The organism is Saccharothrix longispora (assembly GCF_030852425.1).
GTDB lineage: Bacteria > Actinomycetota > Actinomycetes > Mycobacteriales > Pseudonocardiaceae > Actinosynnema > Actinosynnema longispora.
Map to the genome: position 1 here is coordinate 409,505 of NZ_NSDM01000001.1, position 16,987 is coordinate 426,491.

Annotated in this window: 17 protein-coding genes; 7 read left to right on the top strand and 10 right to left on the bottom strand. The window is 74.1% G+C overall.

Going from position 1 to position 16,987, the window contains the following annotated elements; translation table 11 throughout:
* Positions 1–150 precede the first annotated feature (150 nt).
* Genes CKY47_RS02160 through CKY47_RS02170 form a run of 3 tightly spaced genes read left to right on the top strand, consistent with a single transcriptional unit; the run spans position 151 to position 2,890 of the window.
* Complete coding sequence (locus CKY47_RS02160) at positions 151–999, top strand: beta-keto acid cleavage family enzyme (protein WP_306743877.1); 849 nt, start codon at positions 151–153, stop codon at positions 997–999.
* 60 nt (positions 1,000–1,059) lie between these two features.
* Positions 1,060–1,641 (top strand): RsiG family protein, encoded by a 582-nt coding sequence (locus CKY47_RS02165; protein WP_306743878.1) that lies wholly within the window; start codon positions 1,060–1,062, stop codon positions 1,639–1,641.
* A gap of 46 nt (positions 1,642–1,687) precedes the next feature.
* Positions 1,688–2,890, top strand: coding sequence for an MFS transporter (locus CKY47_RS02170; protein WP_306743879.1), 1,203 nt, complete (start codon positions 1,688–1,690; stop codon positions 2,888–2,890).
* Here CKY47_RS02170 and CKY47_RS02175 read toward each other — a convergent pair.
* Entirely contained in the window at positions 2,843–3,724 is an 882-nt protein-coding gene (locus CKY47_RS02175) for a DUF8083 family protein (RefSeq protein ID WP_306743880.1), read from the bottom strand. The genes CKY47_RS02170 and CKY47_RS02175 overlap by 48 nt on opposite strands.
* A 162-nt stretch (positions 3,725–3,886) precedes the next feature.
* Between CKY47_RS02175 and CKY47_RS02180 the strand changes: the two genes are divergently transcribed.
* Positions 3,887–4,072, top strand: a complete 186-nt coding sequence (locus tag CKY47_RS02180) for a DUF3073 domain-containing protein (RefSeq protein WP_306743881.1) — start codon at positions 3,887–3,889, stop codon at positions 4,070–4,072.
* Positions 4,073–4,145: 73 nt separating this feature from the next.
* On the opposite strand, the gene CKY47_RS02185 is transcribed toward CKY47_RS02180, so the two are convergent.
* Positions 4,146–5,210, bottom strand: a complete 1,065-nt coding sequence (locus CKY47_RS02185; protein ID WP_306743882.1) for an NADH:flavin oxidoreductase/NADH oxidase — start codon at positions 5,208–5,210, stop codon at positions 4,146–4,148.
* Positions 5,211–5,532: 322 nt separating this feature from the next.
* Between CKY47_RS02185 and CKY47_RS02190 the strand changes: the two genes are divergently transcribed.
* Both CKY47_RS02190 and CKY47_RS02195 read left to right on the top strand, forming a co-directional pair.
* Complete coding sequence (locus CKY47_RS02190; protein WP_306743883.1) at positions 5,533–6,243, top strand: Crp/Fnr family transcriptional regulator; 711 nt, start codon at positions 5,533–5,535, stop codon at positions 6,241–6,243.
* Between the two features lie 114 nt (positions 6,244–6,357).
* The gene (locus CKY47_RS02195) at positions 6,358–7,179 is read left to right on the top strand and encodes a nucleotidyl cyclase domain-containing protein (RefSeq protein ID WP_306743884.1); all 822 of its coding nucleotides are present in this window, start codon (positions 6,358–6,360) and stop codon (positions 7,177–7,179) included.
* A gap of 145 nt (positions 7,180–7,324) precedes the next feature.
* Here CKY47_RS02195 and iolD read toward each other — a convergent pair whose 3' ends face one another.
* The 8 genes from iolD to CKY47_RS02235 are packed head-to-tail and all read right to left on the bottom strand — an operon-like array spanning position 7,325 to position 15,743.
* Positions 7,325–9,175, bottom strand: coding sequence for a 3D-(3,5/4)-trihydroxycyclohexane-1,2-dione acylhydrolase (decyclizing) (gene iolD, locus CKY47_RS02200; protein ID WP_306743885.1), 1,851 nt, complete (start codon positions 9,173–9,175; stop codon positions 7,325–7,327).
* Positions 9,172–10,065 (bottom strand): 5-deoxy-glucuronate isomerase, encoded by an 894-nt coding sequence (gene iolB, locus CKY47_RS02205; protein WP_306743886.1) that lies wholly within the window; start codon positions 10,063–10,065, stop codon positions 9,172–9,174. The genes iolD and iolB overlap by 4 nt, the downstream gene beginning before the upstream one ends.
* Positions 10,066–10,117: 52 nt before the next feature.
* Positions 10,118–11,050, bottom strand: coding sequence for a 5-dehydro-2-deoxygluconokinase (iolC, locus tag CKY47_RS02210; protein ID WP_306743887.1), 933 nt, complete (start codon positions 11,048–11,050; stop codon positions 10,118–10,120).
* The gene (locus tag CKY47_RS02215) at positions 11,047–11,832 is read right to left on the bottom strand and encodes an ATP-binding cassette domain-containing protein (RefSeq protein WP_306743888.1); all 786 of its coding nucleotides are present in this window, start codon (positions 11,830–11,832) and stop codon (positions 11,047–11,049) included. Before CKY47_RS02215 ends, iolC begins: the two co-directional genes overlap by 4 nt.
* A complete protein-coding gene (locus tag CKY47_RS02220) occupies positions 11,829–12,869 on the bottom strand; it encodes an ABC transporter permease (protein ID WP_306743889.1) in 1,041 nt (346 codons plus the stop codon). Before CKY47_RS02220 ends, CKY47_RS02215 begins: the two co-directional genes overlap by 4 nt.
* Positions 12,866–13,870, bottom strand: coding sequence for a sugar ABC transporter substrate-binding protein (locus CKY47_RS02225; RefSeq protein WP_306743890.1), 1,005 nt, complete (start codon positions 13,868–13,870; stop codon positions 12,866–12,868). The genes CKY47_RS02220 and CKY47_RS02225 overlap by 4 nt, the downstream gene beginning before the upstream one ends.
* The gene (locus CKY47_RS02230) at positions 13,867–14,742 is read right to left on the bottom strand and encodes a TIM barrel protein (protein WP_306743891.1); all 876 of its coding nucleotides are present in this window, start codon (positions 14,740–14,742) and stop codon (positions 13,867–13,869) included. Before CKY47_RS02230 ends, CKY47_RS02225 begins: the two co-directional genes overlap by 4 nt.
* On the bottom strand, positions 14,739–15,743 hold the full coding sequence (locus CKY47_RS02235) for a Gfo/Idh/MocA family protein (protein WP_306743892.1): 1,005 nt from the start codon (positions 15,741–15,743) through the stop codon (positions 14,739–14,741). The genes CKY47_RS02230 and CKY47_RS02235 overlap by 4 nt, the downstream gene beginning before the upstream one ends.
* Positions 15,744–15,881: 138 nt before the next feature.
* On the opposite strand from CKY47_RS02235, the gene CKY47_RS02240 reads away from it, so the two are divergent.
* Complete coding sequence (locus CKY47_RS02240) at positions 15,882–16,868, top strand: LacI family DNA-binding transcriptional regulator (protein ID WP_306743893.1); 987 nt, start codon at positions 15,882–15,884, stop codon at positions 16,866–16,868.
* Positions 16,869–16,987 lie beyond the last annotated feature (119 nt).

Below are 16,987 nucleotides of genomic sequence, written 5' to 3' on the forward strand. Positions count from 1 at the left end.
CCGTCCGGCACCCGGGCCGGCGCCGGGCGGTGCCGGTGCCGGACGGGTGTCCGGTCCGGAAAACCGGTAACACCCCCGACCTGCGCCGGAGCCGATCGCCGACCCCGCCGGCACGCTGGTCCGGACGGGTTCTGTGCCAGGATCACGGGCATGTCCCGACCCGGTTCCCACGGCACGCTGCTCACCGTCGCCCCCACCGGGGCCGAGCACGCCAAGGCCGACGTGCCCCGGCTCCCCGTCACCCTGGACGAACTGGTCGCCACCGCGCAGGCGTGCGAGCAGGTCGGCGCCGCGATGGTCCACGTCCACATCCGCGACGCGGAGGCGCGCCCGACGCTGGACCTCGGCCTGCTCAAGGAGACCGTGGCCGCGCTGCGGGAGCGCACGGACCTGATCGTGCAGCTGTCCACGGGCGGCGCGGTGACCGACCCGGAGGCCGACCGGCTGCGCGTGCTCGACGCGCTGCCCGACTCGGCGTCCTGCACGATGGGCACGGTCAACTTCGGCGACGACGTGTTCCTGAACCGCTGGGAGTTCATCGTCGCCCTGCACGAGGGCATGCGGGAACGCGAGATCGTCCCCGAGTACGAGATCTTCGACCTCGGCCAGCTCGCCACCCTGCGCAGGCTGCTCGACCGGCACGGCCTCCCCGCCGGCGGCAAGGTGCACGTGGACCTGGTGATGGGTGTGCCGGGAGGCATGCCCGGCGACGCCGAGACGCTCACCGCCGCCCTGCGGCTCCTGCCGGAGGGCGCGTCGTTCTCCGCGACCGGCATCGGGCGGACGTCACTCCCCGTGATGTTGACCGCGCTCGCCACCGGCGGCCACCTCCGGGTGGGAATGGAGGACACCATTTCCTACGCGAAAGGGCAGCCGGTCCGCGACAACGCCCAGTTGGTCGCCCGTGCGGCCGGGTTGGCGAAGATCGCGCAACGCCCGCCGATGCACAGTGCAGATGCACGTGCACTTTTGGGCGTGCGCAGTCCGGTACAGGTTTGAAACAACTTTGGAAGCAGGTTTGTGTTGGCGGGTGGGCAGGAACTACCTCAGGATGAGTACGTGATCGAGGTGCGTCCTGGCGGGCGCCGCCGTATCGACCGGGTGCTCGCCCCCGACTACGCCGAGGGGGTCGAGCGGCTCCCGCTCGCCGACGTGCGGGCGCTGCGCGACGAAGCGGCGCAGGAGGAGACCGACCTGTCGTACTTGCGGCGGCTGCTGCACGCGCGGATCGACATCGTGCGGGCCGAGCAGGAGCGCCGGATCTCGGGCGGCTCGGCCGTGGTGGACCAGCTGGCGACGATCCTGTCGTCGAACGCCGTGGGGCCGGCGACCGGCCTGGGCCGCTACCAGACGCAGGAGCCGTCCCGGGCGGAGGCGCACCGGCGGCACGTCGAGGCGCTGGTTTCGGACGTGGACCTGTCGGACGTGAGCGCGCTGTCGGACGACAAGCTGGGCCTGGCCCTGCGGGTGTTCATCAGCGAGGAGGCGTCGGTCTCGACGCGGCGGCGCGAGGTGCAGGCCGTGGTCGACCGGCTCAACGCCGAGATCGCGGGCCGCTACCAGAGCGGGAGCGCGTCGGTGGACGAGCTGCTGGCCGCCGAGCGCGGGTGGCCGAACAACCCGGGACGTTCCAAGGAGTAGGAAAAGACTCCCGCCATCCGGACGGGCCGCCTAACGTGGCCGGTTGATGGCACAGAGCGGTTCGTCGATCGCCCCCACCCGGTACCGCTGGGTGGTGCTGGCGGTCGGCGCGCTGGCCCAGGGCACCAACGCCGCGGTGTTCCTGGGGCTCCCGGCGATCTCGCCGCAGCTGCGCGACCACTTCGGGCTGTCGCTGCCCCGGGTCGGCCTGCTGCTCGGCGCGGTCAACCTGGGCACCATGCTCACCCTCGTGCCGTGGGGCGCGGCGGCCGACCGCCGCGGCGAGCGGCTCGTGATGACCGTCGGCGGGGTCGGCGCGGCGCTGTGCCTCGCGTCGGCGGCGTTCGACGGGGCCGTGGTCGCCGGGCTGGCGCTGGTCGGCGTGGGGATGTTCGGCGCGAGCGTCAACGCGGCGAGCGGCCGGGCCGTGCTGACGTGGTTCCCGCCGGACCGGCGGGGGCTGGCCATGGGGCTGCGGCAGACCGCCACCCCCCTGGGCGCCGCGCTGGCGGCCGTCGTCCTCCCGGTACTGGCGGTGGGGGCCGGAGTACCGGCGGCGTTCCTCGCCCTGGCCGGGTTCACCGGGTTCGTCGCGCTCGCCGTCGCCGCCCTGGTGCGCGAACCGCCGTGGAACGTGCGGTCGACCGGGCGCGGGCACGGCCTCGTGCTGGGGGACCGCGCCCTGATCCGGCTCTCCGCCGCCAGCGGGCTGCTGGTCGTGCCCCAGTTCACCGCCGCCGCGCTGATGGTCGAGCTGCTGCACGAGCACCGCGGGGTGGCCGTGGGCGTGGCCGCCGGGCTGTTCGCCGCCGCGCAGGTCGCCGGCGGCCTCGGCCGGCTCGCGGTCGGCGCCTGGTCGGACCGCACGCCCACCCGGATCGGGCCGTTGAAGCTGATCAGCGTGCTGGTGGCGGTCGGGTTCGCGCTGTGCGCGGCGCTGGACCGGGCCCCGGTGCCGGTCCTGGTCGCGGCCCTCCTGCCCACGGCGGCGCTGGCGCTGTGCTGGAACGGCGTCGCCATCACCGCCGCGGGGGAGCTCGCGCCGACCGGTCGCACGGGCACCGCGCTCGGCATGCAGAACACCGCCAACTACCTGGCGGCGACCGTGACACCCCCGCTCGCGGGCTGGGTGGCCGTCACGATCGGGTGGTCTTGGGCGCTCCTGCTGGCCGCCGCGGCGGCGGTGGGCGCGCGCCTGCTGCTAACCGTGCCGTTCGCGCCGCGCGAGCTCGCCCCAGAACTCGCGTAGCCGCTCGTAGCGCAGCGCGACCTCCTCCGCGTCCCCCGCCTCCAGGGCGTCCACGATGGCGTTCACGTCCACCGCCGAGGTGTCCTCCAGCAGGTCCTCGTCCTCGACGAGCTGCACCAGGCCGCCGTAGTCCAGCTCCACGGCCGAGTCGGGCGCGAAGTGGTCGAGCCACCGGCCGGTGTCGGCGAGGACCTTGGCGGGCCCCTCGTCGCCCAGGGAGGCGGACACCACGCGGTGCGCCCGCGCCACCCTGGCGCGGGCGTCGGGCATCGCGACCCGCCACGACACCTGACGCTCGGGGTCGTCCCGGGGCGCCAGGACGATCCGCCTCGCCTCCGGCTCGACCAGCGCGAACCACGGCAGCGGCACCGTCCAGGTGGTGGAGATGACGTGCACCGCCCCGCCGGTCAGCTCCGCCATCACGGCCGACGCGCGGGTGCGGACGGCATCCGGTTCCACGGCCACCGCCTCGTCCTGGAGGGGGCCGGTGGAGGTGGCCAGGAAGCCGACCAGGGCGGCGGCCGAGCGGGCGCGGAGGTCCAGCGGGCAGACCAGGGGTCCCGGGCCGACCTCGCCCGGCACCTCGGCGGGGCTGATGGTCATCACGTCGAACGGCGCGTCGGGCGCGGCGCTGCCGTCCGACCGCTCACCGGGCAGGAGGCGGCGCGGCCGGGCGAGTTGTGATCGCAACCACAGCTCCCGTTCGCGCGCGCCGACGTCCGCCCGGCTCAAAGGCCCGTTTTCCAGGGCTTTCCGCACCTTGTCCGCCAACGGTGCGTCAAGAGCCGACAGCGGTTCGTACACCCTGAGGTAGGCGACGAACGGTCTAGGCACCCGCGCATCCTCCCATGGTGAGATTTGGCGGCACGTGTCACGCCTACCGCGTCGCGAGGAACCCCTTCGACACGGTACGGTAGTTACCAGGAACTAGTTGTCGAGACGAGTGGGGCCGCCGTTCCCCCGGCCGCCCCCGTCCCTGTGCGAGGGGGTCGAGCCATGGGGCGCGGCCGAGCGAAGGCCAAGCAGACCAAGGTGGCGAGGGAGCTCAAATACAGCTCTCACAACATCGACGTCGACGCCTTGCAACGCGAGCTGTCCAGCGGCGAGTCCGCCGCGGGTCGCCGAAGCGAAGAACGCTTCGACGACCCGTCGGACGACGAATACGACGACTACCGTCGCTGACGCGTCACAACACCCGCTGCTGAAGTTCGGGCTGCCGGAACACCACCGGCAGCCCGAACTTTGGCACGGACACCTAGAACGCCCTGGCGTACTGCCGTGGCGGGTTGGTCCGCACCCCGAGCTGCCGCGCCGCGTGCAGCGGCCAGTACGGGTCGCGGAGCAGCTCACGCGCCAGCAGCACCAGGTCGGCTGAGCCATCGGCGAGGACCTGCTCCGCCTGCCGGGCGTCGGTGATGAGACCGACCGCCCCGGTGGGCACGTCGGCCTTCCGCCGCACGGTCTCGGCGAACGGCACCTGGTACCCGGGTCCGGTCGGGATGTCGGCCCGCGGCACGTTGCCGCCGGTGGACACGTCGACCAGGTCCGCACCGAGGGCCGCGAGGTCGCGTGCGAGCACGACGCTGTCCTCCGCGGTCCAGCCGCCCTCGACCCAGTCGGTGGCGGAGATGCGCACGAGCACCGGCACGTCCTGGCCCACGGCCTCCCGGACGGCGGCGGTGACCTCGCGGGTGAGCCGGGTGCGGTTCTCCAGCGGACCGCCGTAGGCGTCCGCGCGGTGGTTGCTGAGCGGCGAGAGGAACTCGTGCAGGAGGTAGCCGTGCGCGGCGTGCACCTCGACGACCTGGAAGCCGGCCTCGACCGCGCGGCGCGCCGCGGCGGCGAAGTCGGCCACCACCTGCGCGATCCCGTCGGCGTCCAGGGCCTCCGGCCGGCGGTAGGACTCGTGGAACGCCTCCGCGCTCGGCGCGACGGGCGTCCAGCCGCCGTCGGCGTCGGCCACCCCGCCGCGCCGCTCGGCGAACGGGGCGTAGGTGGAGGCCTTGCGCCCGGCGTGGGCCAGTTGCACGCCCGCGACCGCGCCGTTGGCCTTGACGAACTCGACGATCGGCCGCCACGCCGCGGTGTGCGCGTCGCTCCACAGGCCGGTGTCCTCGGGCGAGATCCGGCCGACGGCCTGCACGGCGGTCGCCTCGGTGAGCACCAGGCCCGCCCCGCCGACCGCCCGCGAGCCGAGGTGCACGAGGTGCCACTCGTTCGGCAGGCCGTCCCGGGCCGAGTACTGGCACATCGGGCTGACCGCGATGCGGTTGGGCAGCGTGACCGATCGGAGGGTCAGCGGGCTGAACAGCTGGCTCACGTGCGGCTCCCTGGGTGGCGCGGGGGCGACGGGCCGTTCGGCGCGTCTACAGGTCCAAGGTCCCGGATCGGACAGGTTGTTCCCGCCTGTGGCGACCGTCCCACCTCGCGGGAGCTGCGCAATTCCATTCGAATCGGTATTGCGCGCGCATTCGCAGGTGATCTTCGAGAGGGGGTCGCTCGGCAAAACGCCGGACAAGAGGGGGCCAGTTACGCCCATTCGGGTGTACTGTCCGCATCAGGTTCGGGGAGACCATCACTTGCCGCCTGACGCAGGTCGGCCCATTCGAAGTCCCGCCGGTGACGACAGTAACAGGACCCCCATGCTGCCCATGCCGACCACCACGTTGACACATGATCCAGCGTGGCCCAGCAACAGCTTGCTGGGTCGCCTACGAGAGAACACCCGCCAGGAGCTGCTGAACATCGGCACGGTCGTGCGGTACACGGCCGACCGCGAGGTCATCGAGCAGGACGCGAAGGACACTCACGTCCTTCTGCTGCTCGACGGCGTGGTCAAGGTGCAGACCACGGACGAGACGGGTGACACCGCACTGCTCGCCATCAGGGTCGCGGGCGACCTCGTCGGCGAGATGGCCGCACTCGACCAGAAACCGCGTTCGGCCACCGTGGTCACGTGCGGCGACGTGGTCGCCAAACTGATCACCAGCGGTGAGCTGATGAGCTTCCTGCACCGCCGGAACGACGTTTTCGTCGAATTGATCGGGATGATCAACGACCGGCTCCGCTGGGCGAACCAACGGCGCCGCGATTTTCTCTCGCACCCCGCCGCGGAACGGGTGGCGCGGGTGCTGGCCGAATTGGTGCAGACCTACGGCCGGGAAGAAGCGCACGGGTGGACGCTGGGAATTCCGCTCACGAAGGTCGAGCTCGCCTCGATCGCGGGAATGAAACCGAGGACCGCCGAGAAGGCGTTCTCCGATCTGCGGAAAGCGGGGGTGGTGGTCAGTCACCTGAGGCGTGACGTGCTGGTGCCGGATCTGGCGAGCTTGCGGAAATTCGCGGGTATCTGAGGCCGGACCGCAGTTCTGCGGTATTGACGCCGATGTCGTACTCCACAGTGACTCTGCGCAGCCGCGTGCACGGTGGCGCCCGTCCCCTGTCCGCTCGTCGAAAGGGCCGAACCCATGAGCCTCCAGCGCGGTCTGCTGGTCTGCTGTGACCTGAAGAGCTACAGCTCGGCCGACGACCGGCTCCAGCGGGAGCTGCAAGAGCTGCTGGTCCGCACCCTGGACCGGGCGGGCGAGGCCGCCGGGCTCGACCGGTCGCAGTGGGTGCGGCAGCCGAAGGGCGACGAGGAGTGGGCCGTGCTGCCCGCGACCACGCCGGAGCACGACGTGGTCGACCGGTACGTGCGCGCCCTGGCCGCCGAGCTGGAGCACGTCAACGCCTACCGCGTGCCGCACGCCCGGTTGCGGATGCGGATGGCGATCCACTTCGGCGTCACCACCGAGGGCGCGAACGGCTACCCCGGGTCCGACGCGGTGCTGGTCAGCAGGCTGCTGGACAGCGAAGCCGCCCGCGCGGGCCTGGAGCAGACCGGGGCCGACCTGGTCGTGGTGCTGTCGGAGGCGGTCTACACGTCGCTCGTGCGGGGCGGCTACACGACGCTGCGGCCCGCCGACTTCCGGCGCGTCGACGTGCGGGTGAAGACCTTCAGCGGGCACGGGTGGATGTGGATCCCGCAGGGCGACGCGCACGCCGTGCGGCTGGAGGACGAGGACGCCACCCCCGTCCCCGCCGCCGCCCCGCCGGCCCACTCGTCCCCGCCCGCCCCGCGGGGCGGGATCACCCAGAACGCGACGGCCGACAACGGCTCGACGGTCGTCCAGGCCGGCCGGGACGCGCACGCGCCGACGCAGCGCGCCGACGTGATCCAGAACTTCGACCGCAACGACCAGCGGGCCTCCCACTTCGGCCCGGTCTACCGCGGGGACGACAGGTCGTGAGGAGCGCGAGGAACCGCTGAGGCTGCTCGCCGGGGCGACCGCGGGCGCACCGGCCGGGGCCGTGGGCACCGGGCTGTGGCCCGGCCTGCGCGCGAGTGGTGCTGCACGACGCGGGTCCCGGCCTGCCCCGGACGGGCTCGCCCGATCACCCCAGGTAGCGGACCCTCCGCGCCCTCCCCTCCACCAGTTCGCCGTGCGCGGCGGCGATCTCCGGGCGGTGGGCGACCTCGGGCACGCCGACCTCCCACCACGCGCCGGCCTCCGTCCAGGCGGACGGGTCCGTGCGGATGACGACGACGGCCGGTCGGTGCCCGGTCGCGGCGGCCTCGCGGGCGGCGCGGTAGGCGGCGCGCAGGTCGTCGAGGGTGTCGGCGCGGAACACGGCGCAGCCCAGGGCCCCGGCGTGGGCCGCGAAGTCGGTGCGCGGCGGCTCCGCGTGGCGGGTGCGGACGTCGGGGTAGAGGTTGTTGAACGCGGCGCCGCCCTGGCCGGTCTGGAGGCGGTCGATCACGGCGTAACCGTCGTTGTCGCAGACCACGGCCACGAAGCCGTGCCCGGCGAACGCGGCCGAGAACAGCTCGGAGTTCAGCATCAGGTACGAGCCGTCGCCGAGCAGGGTGGTGACCACGCCCTCCGCGCGCACGATGGCCGCGCCCCACGCGCCCGCCAGCTCGTAGCCCATGCAGCTGAACCCGTACTCGACGTCCATGGTGGCCTCGCCGACCGCGCGCCAGCCGCCGATCAGCTCGCCCGGCAGGCCACCGGACGCCGTCATCACGTAGTCGGCCGGGCCGGACAGGTCGTTGACCACGCCCACGACCTGCGCGTACGTGGGCGTGCCGGACGGGGCGCGGAGGCGGTCGACGTGCGCGTCCCACGTCGCGCGTTCCCGTGACGCCCGCGCCGCCCAGGCGGGGTCGGCCCGCCAGTCGCCCAGCACGTCGGTCAGCTCGCGCAGGCCCTCGTCGGCGTCGGCGACCAGGCCGAGCGCGCCGTGCTTGACGGCGTCGAAGCGGGCGGCGTTGAGCGCGACGAGCGCGCAGCCGGGGGCGAACACCGTCCACGAGGCGGTGGTGAAGTCCTGGAGCCTGGTGCCCGCGGCGAGCACCGCGTCCGCCTCGGCGGCCAGGGCGTTCGCCGAGGTCGAGCCGGTGACGCCGAGCGGGCCGGCGTGCAGCGGGTGGTCGTGCGGCACGAGGGTGCGGCCGGCGGTGGTCTCCACGACGGGGACGCCGTGCCGCTCGGCGAAGCGCACCGCCCGGCCCGCGGCGCGCGAGTACCGGACGCCGCCGCCGAGGACGAGCAGCGGCCGTTCGGCGCCGCGCAGGACGGCCGCGGCCTCGTGCAGGGCGCGGGTGTCGGGGCGCGGTCGGAGCGGGCGGTGGGTGGTCGTGGCGAACAGGGCGTCGGGGAAGTCGAACGCCTCCGCCTGCACGTCCTGCGGCAGGGCGAGGGTGACGGGGCCGCAGTCGGCCGGGTCGGTGAGGACGCGGGCGACCTGCGGGAGGGTGCCGAGGAGCTGCTCGGGGCGGGTGACGCGGTCGAAGTAGCGGCTGACCGGGCGGAACGCGTCGTTGACCGTGGCGCCGGGGTCGCCGAAGTGCTCGACCTGCTGGAGCACCGGGTCGGGCGCGCGGCTGGTGAACGTGTCGCCGGGCAGCAGGAGCAGCGGCAGGCGGTTGGCGTGCGCGACGCCGGCGGCCGTGACCATGTTGAGCGCGCCGGGGCCGAGTGAGGACGTGGCGACGCCGACCTGGCGGCGGTGGGTGGCCTTGGCGATGCCGACGGCGGCCAGCGCCATTCCCTGCTCGTTGTGCCCGCGCCACACGCGCAGGTGATCCTTGACCTCCTCCAGGGCGTTGCCGAGGCCGAGCACGTTGCCGTGGCCGAAGATCGCGAAGACGCCGGGGAACAGCGGGGCCGCGGTGCCGTCGTCGAGTTCGGTGCGCTGGGCGAGCAGCCAGCGGACCAGGGCCTGGGCGGTGGTGAGCCTCATCCGCGCCTCCCGTCGGCGGTGGTGACGGGGCAGCGCGGGTCCCGGTCCCGGTCCCGCCAGGTGTCGCGGACCCAGCCGTGGGCGGGGTCGTCGCAGAACGCCATGGACCTCTCCGGACCGGGTCCGGCCAGCACGTTCAGGTAGTACAGGGGGTAGCCGGGGGCTGCGACGCACGGACCGTGGTAGCCGCGCGGGACGAGGAAGACGTCGCCGTCGCGGACGACCACGTCCTCGTCGATCGCCCCGTCGTCGGTGTAGGTGCGGTGGAGGGCGAACCCCTCGCGCGACGGCGTGACCTGGTCGCGGCCGGCGACGCGGAAGTAGTAGACCTCCTCGTTGACGACGTCGCAGGTGTCGTCGTGCTTGTGGGGCGGGTAGGACGACCAGTTGCCGTCCGGGGTGATCAGCTCGCAGGCCATCAGCCGGTCGGCGTGGTCCCAGGCGCCGGGGACGCCGAAGTTGGTGACCTGGCGGGTGGCGCCGCCCGCGCCGCGGACCTCGACCGGGACGTCCTCCGCCGGGCCGTAGCGGGGCGGCAGCGCCCGTTCGCAACGGGCCATGGGCAGGGCGACCTCGGCGCCGTCCCGGGTGGACAGCCTCAGCTCGGAGTCCCGGCCGACGTACGCGAAGTCGCTCACCCTGGTGAACACGGACTCCCGCCCGGACAGCTCGAACCGCTCGGTGCCGCTCCCGTGGGCGACGTCGACCGCGCAGTCGCCCGACAGGGGCAGGACGAACGCCTCGAACCCGCCCGTGCGCACGGTCACGACCTCGCCCGGGCGGACCGCCACGACCCGCAGCGCGACCCTCTCCCACCCCGCGTCCGCGGGGGTCAGCCCGATGGGGTGTTCGTCGTCCGCCAGGCTCCCCGCCGGTCGGTGCAGCGTCACGCGTGGACCTCCTCGTCGGTCGGGGACCGCTCGCCCCGGTGGGCGGAGCGGCTCACAGGCGTTCCTCGATCTCCCGGGCGGTGGGCATGGCGTCCGCGCACGCCAACCGGCCCGCGACGACGGCCCCGGCGACGTTGGCGTACCGGGCTGTCCGCTCCGGCTCCCAGCCCGACAGCAGGCCGTGGACCAGGGCCCCGCCGAACGCGTCGCCCGCGCCGAGGCCGCACACCACGTCCACCGGGTGCGGTGGCACGGTCCAGGCGCCCTCGCGGGTCGCGACCAGCACGCCCTCCGCGCCCTTCTTCACCACGGCCAGCTCCACGCCCCGGTCCAGCAGGCGCGCGGCGGCCTCGTCGGGGTCCGCGGTGCCGACCGCCACCTCCACCTCGGCCCGGTTGCCCACGGCGACCGTGACGTGGTCGAGCATCCAGCCGATCTCGCGGCGGGCGGACCCGTCGTCCGGCCAGAACGCCGGGCGGTGGTCCAGGTCCAGCACGGTGTGCGCCCGGCGGGCCCGGTGGCGGAGCACGGCGCGCTGGGTGGAGCGGGCCGGTTCGGCGGCGACGCCCGTGCCGGTCACCCAGAGCAGCGGCACGTCCGCCACCACGTCCCACGGGACGTCGGACGGTTCCAGCGCCAGGTCGGGCGCCAGGGGTTCGCGGTAGAACAGCAGCGGCGGGTCCTCGGGCGGGTCCAGGGCGCAGAACACGACCGGGGTGCGCAGGTGGGGCGCGGTGCCGACGAACTCCGGCGACACGCCGAACGAGGTGAGCGCGGAGCGGACGTACGGGCCGAAGCCGTCCGGGCCGACCTTCGTCAGCACGGCGCTGCGCCTGCCCAGGCGGGCCGCGGCGACGGCGACGTTGGTGGCGGTCCCGCCGAGGGACTTCGCGAACGTGCGCACCTCGGCCAGCGGCACGCCGCTCTGCTCCGGGTAGAGGTCCACGCCGACCCGGCCGACGGTGAGCACGTCCAGCCCGGTCATCCGGTCGCGCCCCGCAGCTCGTGCTCCAGCGCCTCCAACTCGGCGCCGCCCGCCATCTGCCGGGTCAGCTCGTCCAGGCCGATGTCGGCCTTCTCGTGCGACCCGAGCGACCGCCCCCGCTTGAGCAGCAGGAACCGGTCGCCGACGGGGTGGGCGTGGTGCGGGTTGTGGGTGACCAGCACGATGCCGAGACCGCGGTCGCGGGCCTGGGCGACGTACCGGAGCACGACGCCCGCCTGCTTCACGCCCAGCGCGGCGGTGGGCTCGTCGAGGATGAGCACCTTCGCGCCGAAGTGGATGGCGCGGGCGATGGCGACGCACTGGCGCTCGCCGCCGGACAGGGTGCCGACGGGCTGCTCGACGTCGCGCAGGTCGATGCCGAGGTCGGCGAGCGCGCTCCTGGTGGCGGCGCGCGCCCGGCGGCGGTCGAGGAAGCGGAACGGGCCGACGCCGGTGGTGGGCTCGGAGCCGAGGAAGAAGTTGCGCCACACGCTCATCAACGGCACGACGGCCAGGTCCTGGTGGACGGTGGCGATGCCCAGGTCGAGGGCCTCGCGCGGCGAGCCGAACCGCACGGGCTCGCCGGACACGAGGAGTTCGCCGCTGTCGTGCCGGTGCACGCCCGCGAGGACCTTGATCAGGGTGGACTTGCCCGCCCCGTTGTCGCCGAGCACGCAGGTGACCTCGCCGGCGGCGACGGTGGTGGACACGTCGTGCAGGGCGACGACGCTGCCGTGGGTCTTGCCGACGCCGCGGACCTCGATCAGGGGGTGGTCGCTCATCGCCGCACCCTTTCCGCCCGGCGCCGCAGGGCGTTGTTGACGAGCACGGCGGCGAGCAGCATCACGCCGAGGAACAGTTGGAACCAGTCGGAGTTCCAGTTCGCGTAGACGATGCCCTGCCGGGCCATGCCGAAGATGAGGGCGCCGACGGCGGCCCCGACCGCCGAGCCGAACCCGCCGGTGAGCAGGCACCCGCCGATGACGGCCGCGATGATGTACTGGAACTCCAGGCCGATGCCCTGGTTGGCCTGCACGCTGGTGAACCGCAGGATGTTGATCGACCCGACGAGCCACGCGGCGAACGCGGTGGTGGCGAACAGCGCGACCTTCGTGCGGAACACCGGCACGCCGACCGCCCGCGCGGCGGGCGCCGAGCCGCCGACCGCGAAGGTCCAGTTCCCGAAGCGGGTGCGCAGCAGGACCACCGAGGCGACGACCGTGACCAGCACCCACCACAGGATCGACACGTGGAACGCCGTGCCGCCGATCGTGAACGTCGAGGCGAACAGGAACCCGGCGGACGCGTAGCCCTCCGCCGAGCGTATCCCGGACACTTGGACGGTGCCGGTCACCAGGCGCGTCACGCCGAGGTTGAGCCCCTGGAGCGCGAGGAACGTGCCGAGGGTGACGATGAAGCTGGGCAGCCCGGTGCGCATGACCAGCCACCCGTTGAGCACGCCGACGGCGAGCGCGAAGGCCAGCGACGCGAGCAGGGCGAGCCACACGTTCCAGCCGAGCCGGGTGGCGAGGATCGCGGTGACCAGCGCGGTGGACGCGGTCAGCACGCCGGCCGACAGGTCGAACTCGCCGCCGACCATGAGCAGCGCGACGGCGACGGCCATGATCCCGAGCGTGGACGCGTCGTCCAGCCAGGTGGCGACGCCCCCGGTGCTGAGGAACCGCTCGGTCACCACCGAGAAGAACGCGAACACCAGCAGCGCGCCGAGCAGCGAGCCGATCTCGGGGCGGAGGACGAGCCGGTCGAGCAGCCCCGGTGACCCGAGGCGCTCGTCGGTCGCGGCGGGCGCGGTCGTCACCGGGTGCCGCGCTCGGCGTACTCGGCGACCTCGTCCACGTTGGACCGGTCCACGAACCCGGGTCCGGTGAGGACGGGCTTGCCGCCGCCGACCGTGTTGGCGTTGTCGCGGTAGAGCTTGAGCATCACGATCGGCAGGTAGCCCTGCTCGTACTGCTGCTGGTCGACGGCGAACAGCACGTCGCCCGACTTGATCGCGCCGGTGACGTCGGCGTTGAGGTCGAACGTGGCGACGGCCGCCGCCGAGGACGCGCCCTTCACGGCGTTGACGGCGGACACCGCGACCTGCGGGTTGAGCGCGAGGACGGCGTCGACGGAGGTGTCGGTCTGGAGGGCGCCCTTGATGCGGGCCTCCACGTCGGTGGGGTTGTTGATGTCCACCTGGAGCGTGCTGACGGTGCCGCCGAACCCGGTGCGGGCGCCGTCGCAGCGCTGGTTGAGGCCGATGTTGCCGGCCTCGTGGATGACGCACAGCAGCGTGGCCTTGCCCGCGTCCCTGAGCTTCGCGCCGGCCTGCTCGCCGGCGATGCTCTCCTCCTGGCCGACGTGGCCGAGCGCGCCGAACGCGGCGGACCGCTCGGAGCCGGAGTTGATGGTGATGACGGGGATGCCCGCCTTGACGGCGTTCTCCACGGAGGTCTTGAGCGCGTCCGGGTTGGCCATGGACACGACGATGCCGCCGACCCCCTGCGACACCGCGTTGTCGACGAGCGTGGCCTGGCGGCCCGGGTCGCCGTCGGAGTTGTAGTCGACGGTGACGCCGAGCTGCCGGCCCGCGTCGGTCGCCCCGTTCTTCACCACGTTCCAGAAGGCGTCGCCCGCGGTGCCGTGGGAGATGACGGCGACGCGCAGGTCGCCGGTCGGGGCCTGGGCCGCGCCGGTGCCCGTGCCGTCGGCGTTCGTGCTGTCGGTGTTCGTGGCGGTGGGGCCGCTGCACGCGGCCAGCAGCGCGAGCCCGGCCAGGGCCAGGCCGGCGCGCACGGCCGTTCGGGGGGACGTCATCGTCGCTCCAGTTCGGGGATCAGGGTGGTCAGGTGCGCGAGGCTGCGCGCGGCGTCGCGCAGCGGGCCGTCCGCGGGGCCGTCCGGGTCGAGCGCGGTGTCCTGCTCCAGGACGAACCAGCCGTCGTAGCCGGCGTCCCGGAGGGTGGTGACGAGGGCCGCGACGTCCACGTCGCCGTCGCCCAGCGGCACGTACAGGCCCTGGCGGACGGCGGCGGCGTAGGTGGTGGCGCCGGAGCGCACGGTGGCGGCCACGTCGGCCCGCACGTCCTTGAGGTGCACGTGCCCGATGCGGCCGGGGTGGCGGCGGGCGAGGTCGACGGGGTCGGCGCCGCCGATGAGGAGGTGGCCGGTGTCGAGGCAGAGCGGCAGGTCGGAGTCGGCGAGGAACCGCTCGACCTCGGCCTCCCGCTCGACGTGCGTGCCGACGTGCGGGTGCAGCGCGGTGCGCAGGCCGTGCCCTGCGGCCCGGTCGCGGACCAGGGCGGCGGTGGCCACGAGCGTGCGCCACTCGTGGTCGGTGAGGTCGGGGCGGTCGTCGTAGCCGTCGAGGCCGGTGGCGGCGGCCAGCACCAGCACCTCGGCGCCGGCGGCGGCGAGCAGGGCGGCCACCCGGTCCGCCTCGTCGGCGGCGGTCCGGTCGCCGGTGTGCAGCGGCAGGGCGAGGAACCCGCCGGCGAGGGCGAGGCCGTGCCCCACCAGGAGTCCTCTCAGGACGTCCGGGTCGCCCGGCAGGTAGTCGGGCGGGCCGAGTTCGGTGGCGCGCAGGCCGAGCGCGGACATCTGGGCCAGCACGGTGCCCGGGTCGAGCACGCGGCCCCAGCCGGGGACCTCGCACACGCCCCAGGAGATCGGTGCCCCGGCGAGCTTCACGCGACCGCCTCCCGCTCCGGCCGCACGGGCGCGCCGGACCGCCGCGACCGCTCGCACGCCTCGGCGAGCCGGAGGCTGACCAGGCTGTCCCGAACCGGTGACGGGTTGGCCGCCGCGCCCGCCACGACCTGCGTGAACACGGCCACCTCGTTGAGGTAGGCGCGGTGGAAGCGCTCGGCGAAGCCGGGGTAGGCGTCGGCGGCGGCCTTCGGCCCGTCGGGTTCGAGCGAGGTGAGCGGGGTGCGCGGGTCGAGGCCGGCGGTCAGCGAGTCGCGGCTGCCGAGCACCTCGATGCGGTGGTCGTAGCCGACGGGGTCGTGCCGACCGCCCGCCAGCACGGCGTGCGCGCCGCCCGCGAACGTCAGCAGCACCACGGCGTTGTCCACGTCGTCGGCCGCCGCGAACGCCTGGTGCACCAGCACGGACCCGGACGCGTAGACCTCGACCACGGGTTCGCCGACCAGCCACGGCACGGCGTCCAGGTCGTGGATGAGCAGGTCGCGGAAGATGCCGCCGGACTGCGGCAGGTAGGACGGGTCGGGCGGCCGGGCGTCGTTGCCGAGCGCGCGCACCAGGTAGACGTCGCCGACCTCGCCCGCGCGGACCCGCCGGTGCAGCTCGGACACGGCCGGGTCGAAGCGGCGCTGGAAGCCGACCAGCACCTCCACCCCGGACGCCTCCACGTCGGCGACCAGCGCGGCCATCTCGTCGAGGTCGCTCGCGATGGGCTTCTCGCACAGGGCGGGCACGCCCGCCGCGAGGGCCGCGCGCAGCAGCGCCGGGTGCGTGGTGGTGGGCGTCGCCAACAGGACGCCCTCACTCAGGGTCAACAGCGCGTCGAGGTCGTCCACGCTCCGGGTGCCGGGCAGGAGCGCCGAGGCGCGGGCCGCGCGGCCGGGGACGGGGTCGAACAGCAGCACCTCGTGGACGTCGTCGAGGGTGGCCAGGTTCGTGGCGTGCATGGTGCCGATCCGTCCGACTCCGGCAACTCCGATCCGCATCCCGATGCTCTCCGTCCTGGTAGACGCGATCTACCGTTAGAGCGCTCTAATGGCTGGAGCGCCCCCATGCTGTAGCGTGCGTCACACTGGTGTCAAGGCCGTGTTTCCCCCGGCAGGCACGGCGCCGAGGAGGCACCCGTGGCAAGACCCACCATGGAGGACGTCGCCGCCCGTGCCGGGGTGTCCCGCGCGCTGGTCTCGCTCGTCATGCGAGGCTCACCGAGGGTGAGCGACCAACGTCGCGCGGCGGTGCTCCGGGCGGCCCGGGAGCTGGGCTACTCGCCGCACGCCATGGCCCGCTCGCTGGCCAGCCGCACCTCGCACGTGCTCGGCGTGATGGTGTCCGACCTGCACAACCCGTTCTTCGCGGAGGTGGTGGACGGCCTGGACGAGGTGGCCCGGGACCGCGGTTTCGACCTGATCATCAACACCGGTGGCCGCAGCCCGGCGCGGGAGCGGCGCGCGCTGGACAGCCTGCTGTCGTTCCGGCCGGCGGGCCTGGCGCTGCTGTCGCCGGTGGTGCCGTCGGCCGACCTGGGCCGGGCCGCGGACCAGGCGCCGGTGGTGCTCGTCGCCCGCTCGTCCCGGCTGGCCACCGTGGACACCGTGAACGACGACGGCCGGCGCGGCATCGCGTTGGCCGTGGACCACCTGGTGTCGCTGGGGCACCGCGCGATCGCGCACCTGGACGGCGGCGAGGGCACCCAGGCGTCACCGCGGCGGCGCGGCTACCTGGCGGCGATGGCGGCGCACGGCCTGCCGCCGAGGGTGGTGACCAGCGAGTACACCGACGCGGCGGGCGCGCGGGCGGTGCGGGGACTGCTGGCCGACCCGCCCACCGCGATCGTGGCGTGCAACGACCTCAACGCGGTCGGCGCGATCTCCGCGCTGGAGGAGGCCGGGTTGCGGGTGCCCCGGGACGTGTCGGTGGTCGGCTACGACAACACGTCGCTGGCCGCGCTGCGGCACGTGTCGCTGACGACGGTCGACCAGCCGCGCAACGAGTTCGGCCGGCTCGCGGCCGAGGCGCTGCTCCAGCGGGTGCGGGGCGAGCGGGAGGAACCGGTGCGGCACCTGCTGCACCCGTCCCTCGTCGTCCGCTCGACCACCGCGCCCCCGCCGTGACCCGGTGGCGAGGTCGGGCGTCGGGGGCGGACGTCGGGGGCGGACGTCGGGGGCGGACGTCGGGGGCGGGCGCCGCCCTTCGGTCGCCGCAAACGCTTGCGGCGTGCCTCTCGCGGATC

What these genes read in the sequence shown, in the direction of transcription:
- CKY47_RS02235 (WP_306743892.1), bottom strand. Translation starts at nt 15,743, where the DNA reads ATGCGGATCGGAGTTGCCGGAGTCGGACGGATCGGCACCATGCACGCC.
- CKY47_RS02170 (WP_306743879.1), top strand. Translation starts at nt 1,688, where the DNA reads ATGGCACAGAGCGGTTCGTCGATCGCCCCCACCCGGTACCGCTGGGTG.
- CKY47_RS02160 (WP_306743877.1), top strand. Translation starts at nt 151, where the DNA reads ATGTCCCGACCCGGTTCCCACGGCACGCTGCTCACCGTCGCCCCCACC.
- CKY47_RS02215 (WP_306743888.1), bottom strand. Translation starts at nt 11,832, where the DNA reads ATGAGCGACCACCCCCTGATCGAGGTCCGCGGCGTCGGCAAGACCCAC.
- CKY47_RS02225 (WP_306743890.1), bottom strand. Translation starts at nt 13,870, where the DNA reads ATGACGTCCCCCCGAACGGCCGTGCGCGCCGGCCTGGCCCTGGCCGGG.
- CKY47_RS02195 (WP_306743884.1), top strand. Translation starts at nt 6,358, where the DNA reads ATGAGCCTCCAGCGCGGTCTGCTGGTCTGCTGTGACCTGAAGAGCTAC.
- iolC (WP_306743887.1), bottom strand. Translation starts at nt 11,050, where the DNA reads ATGACCGGGCTGGACGTGCTCACCGTCGGCCGGGTCGGCGTGGACCTC.
- CKY47_RS02180 (WP_306743881.1), top strand. Translation starts at nt 3,887, where the DNA reads ATGGGGCGCGGCCGAGCGAAGGCCAAGCAGACCAAGGTGGCGAGGGAG.
- CKY47_RS02190 (WP_306743883.1), top strand. Translation starts at nt 5,533, where the DNA reads ATGCTGCCCATGCCGACCACCACGTTGACACATGATCCAGCGTGGCCC.
- iolD (WP_306743885.1), bottom strand. Translation starts at nt 9,175, where the DNA reads ATGAGGCTCACCACCGCCCAGGCCCTGGTCCGCTGGCTGCTCGCCCAG.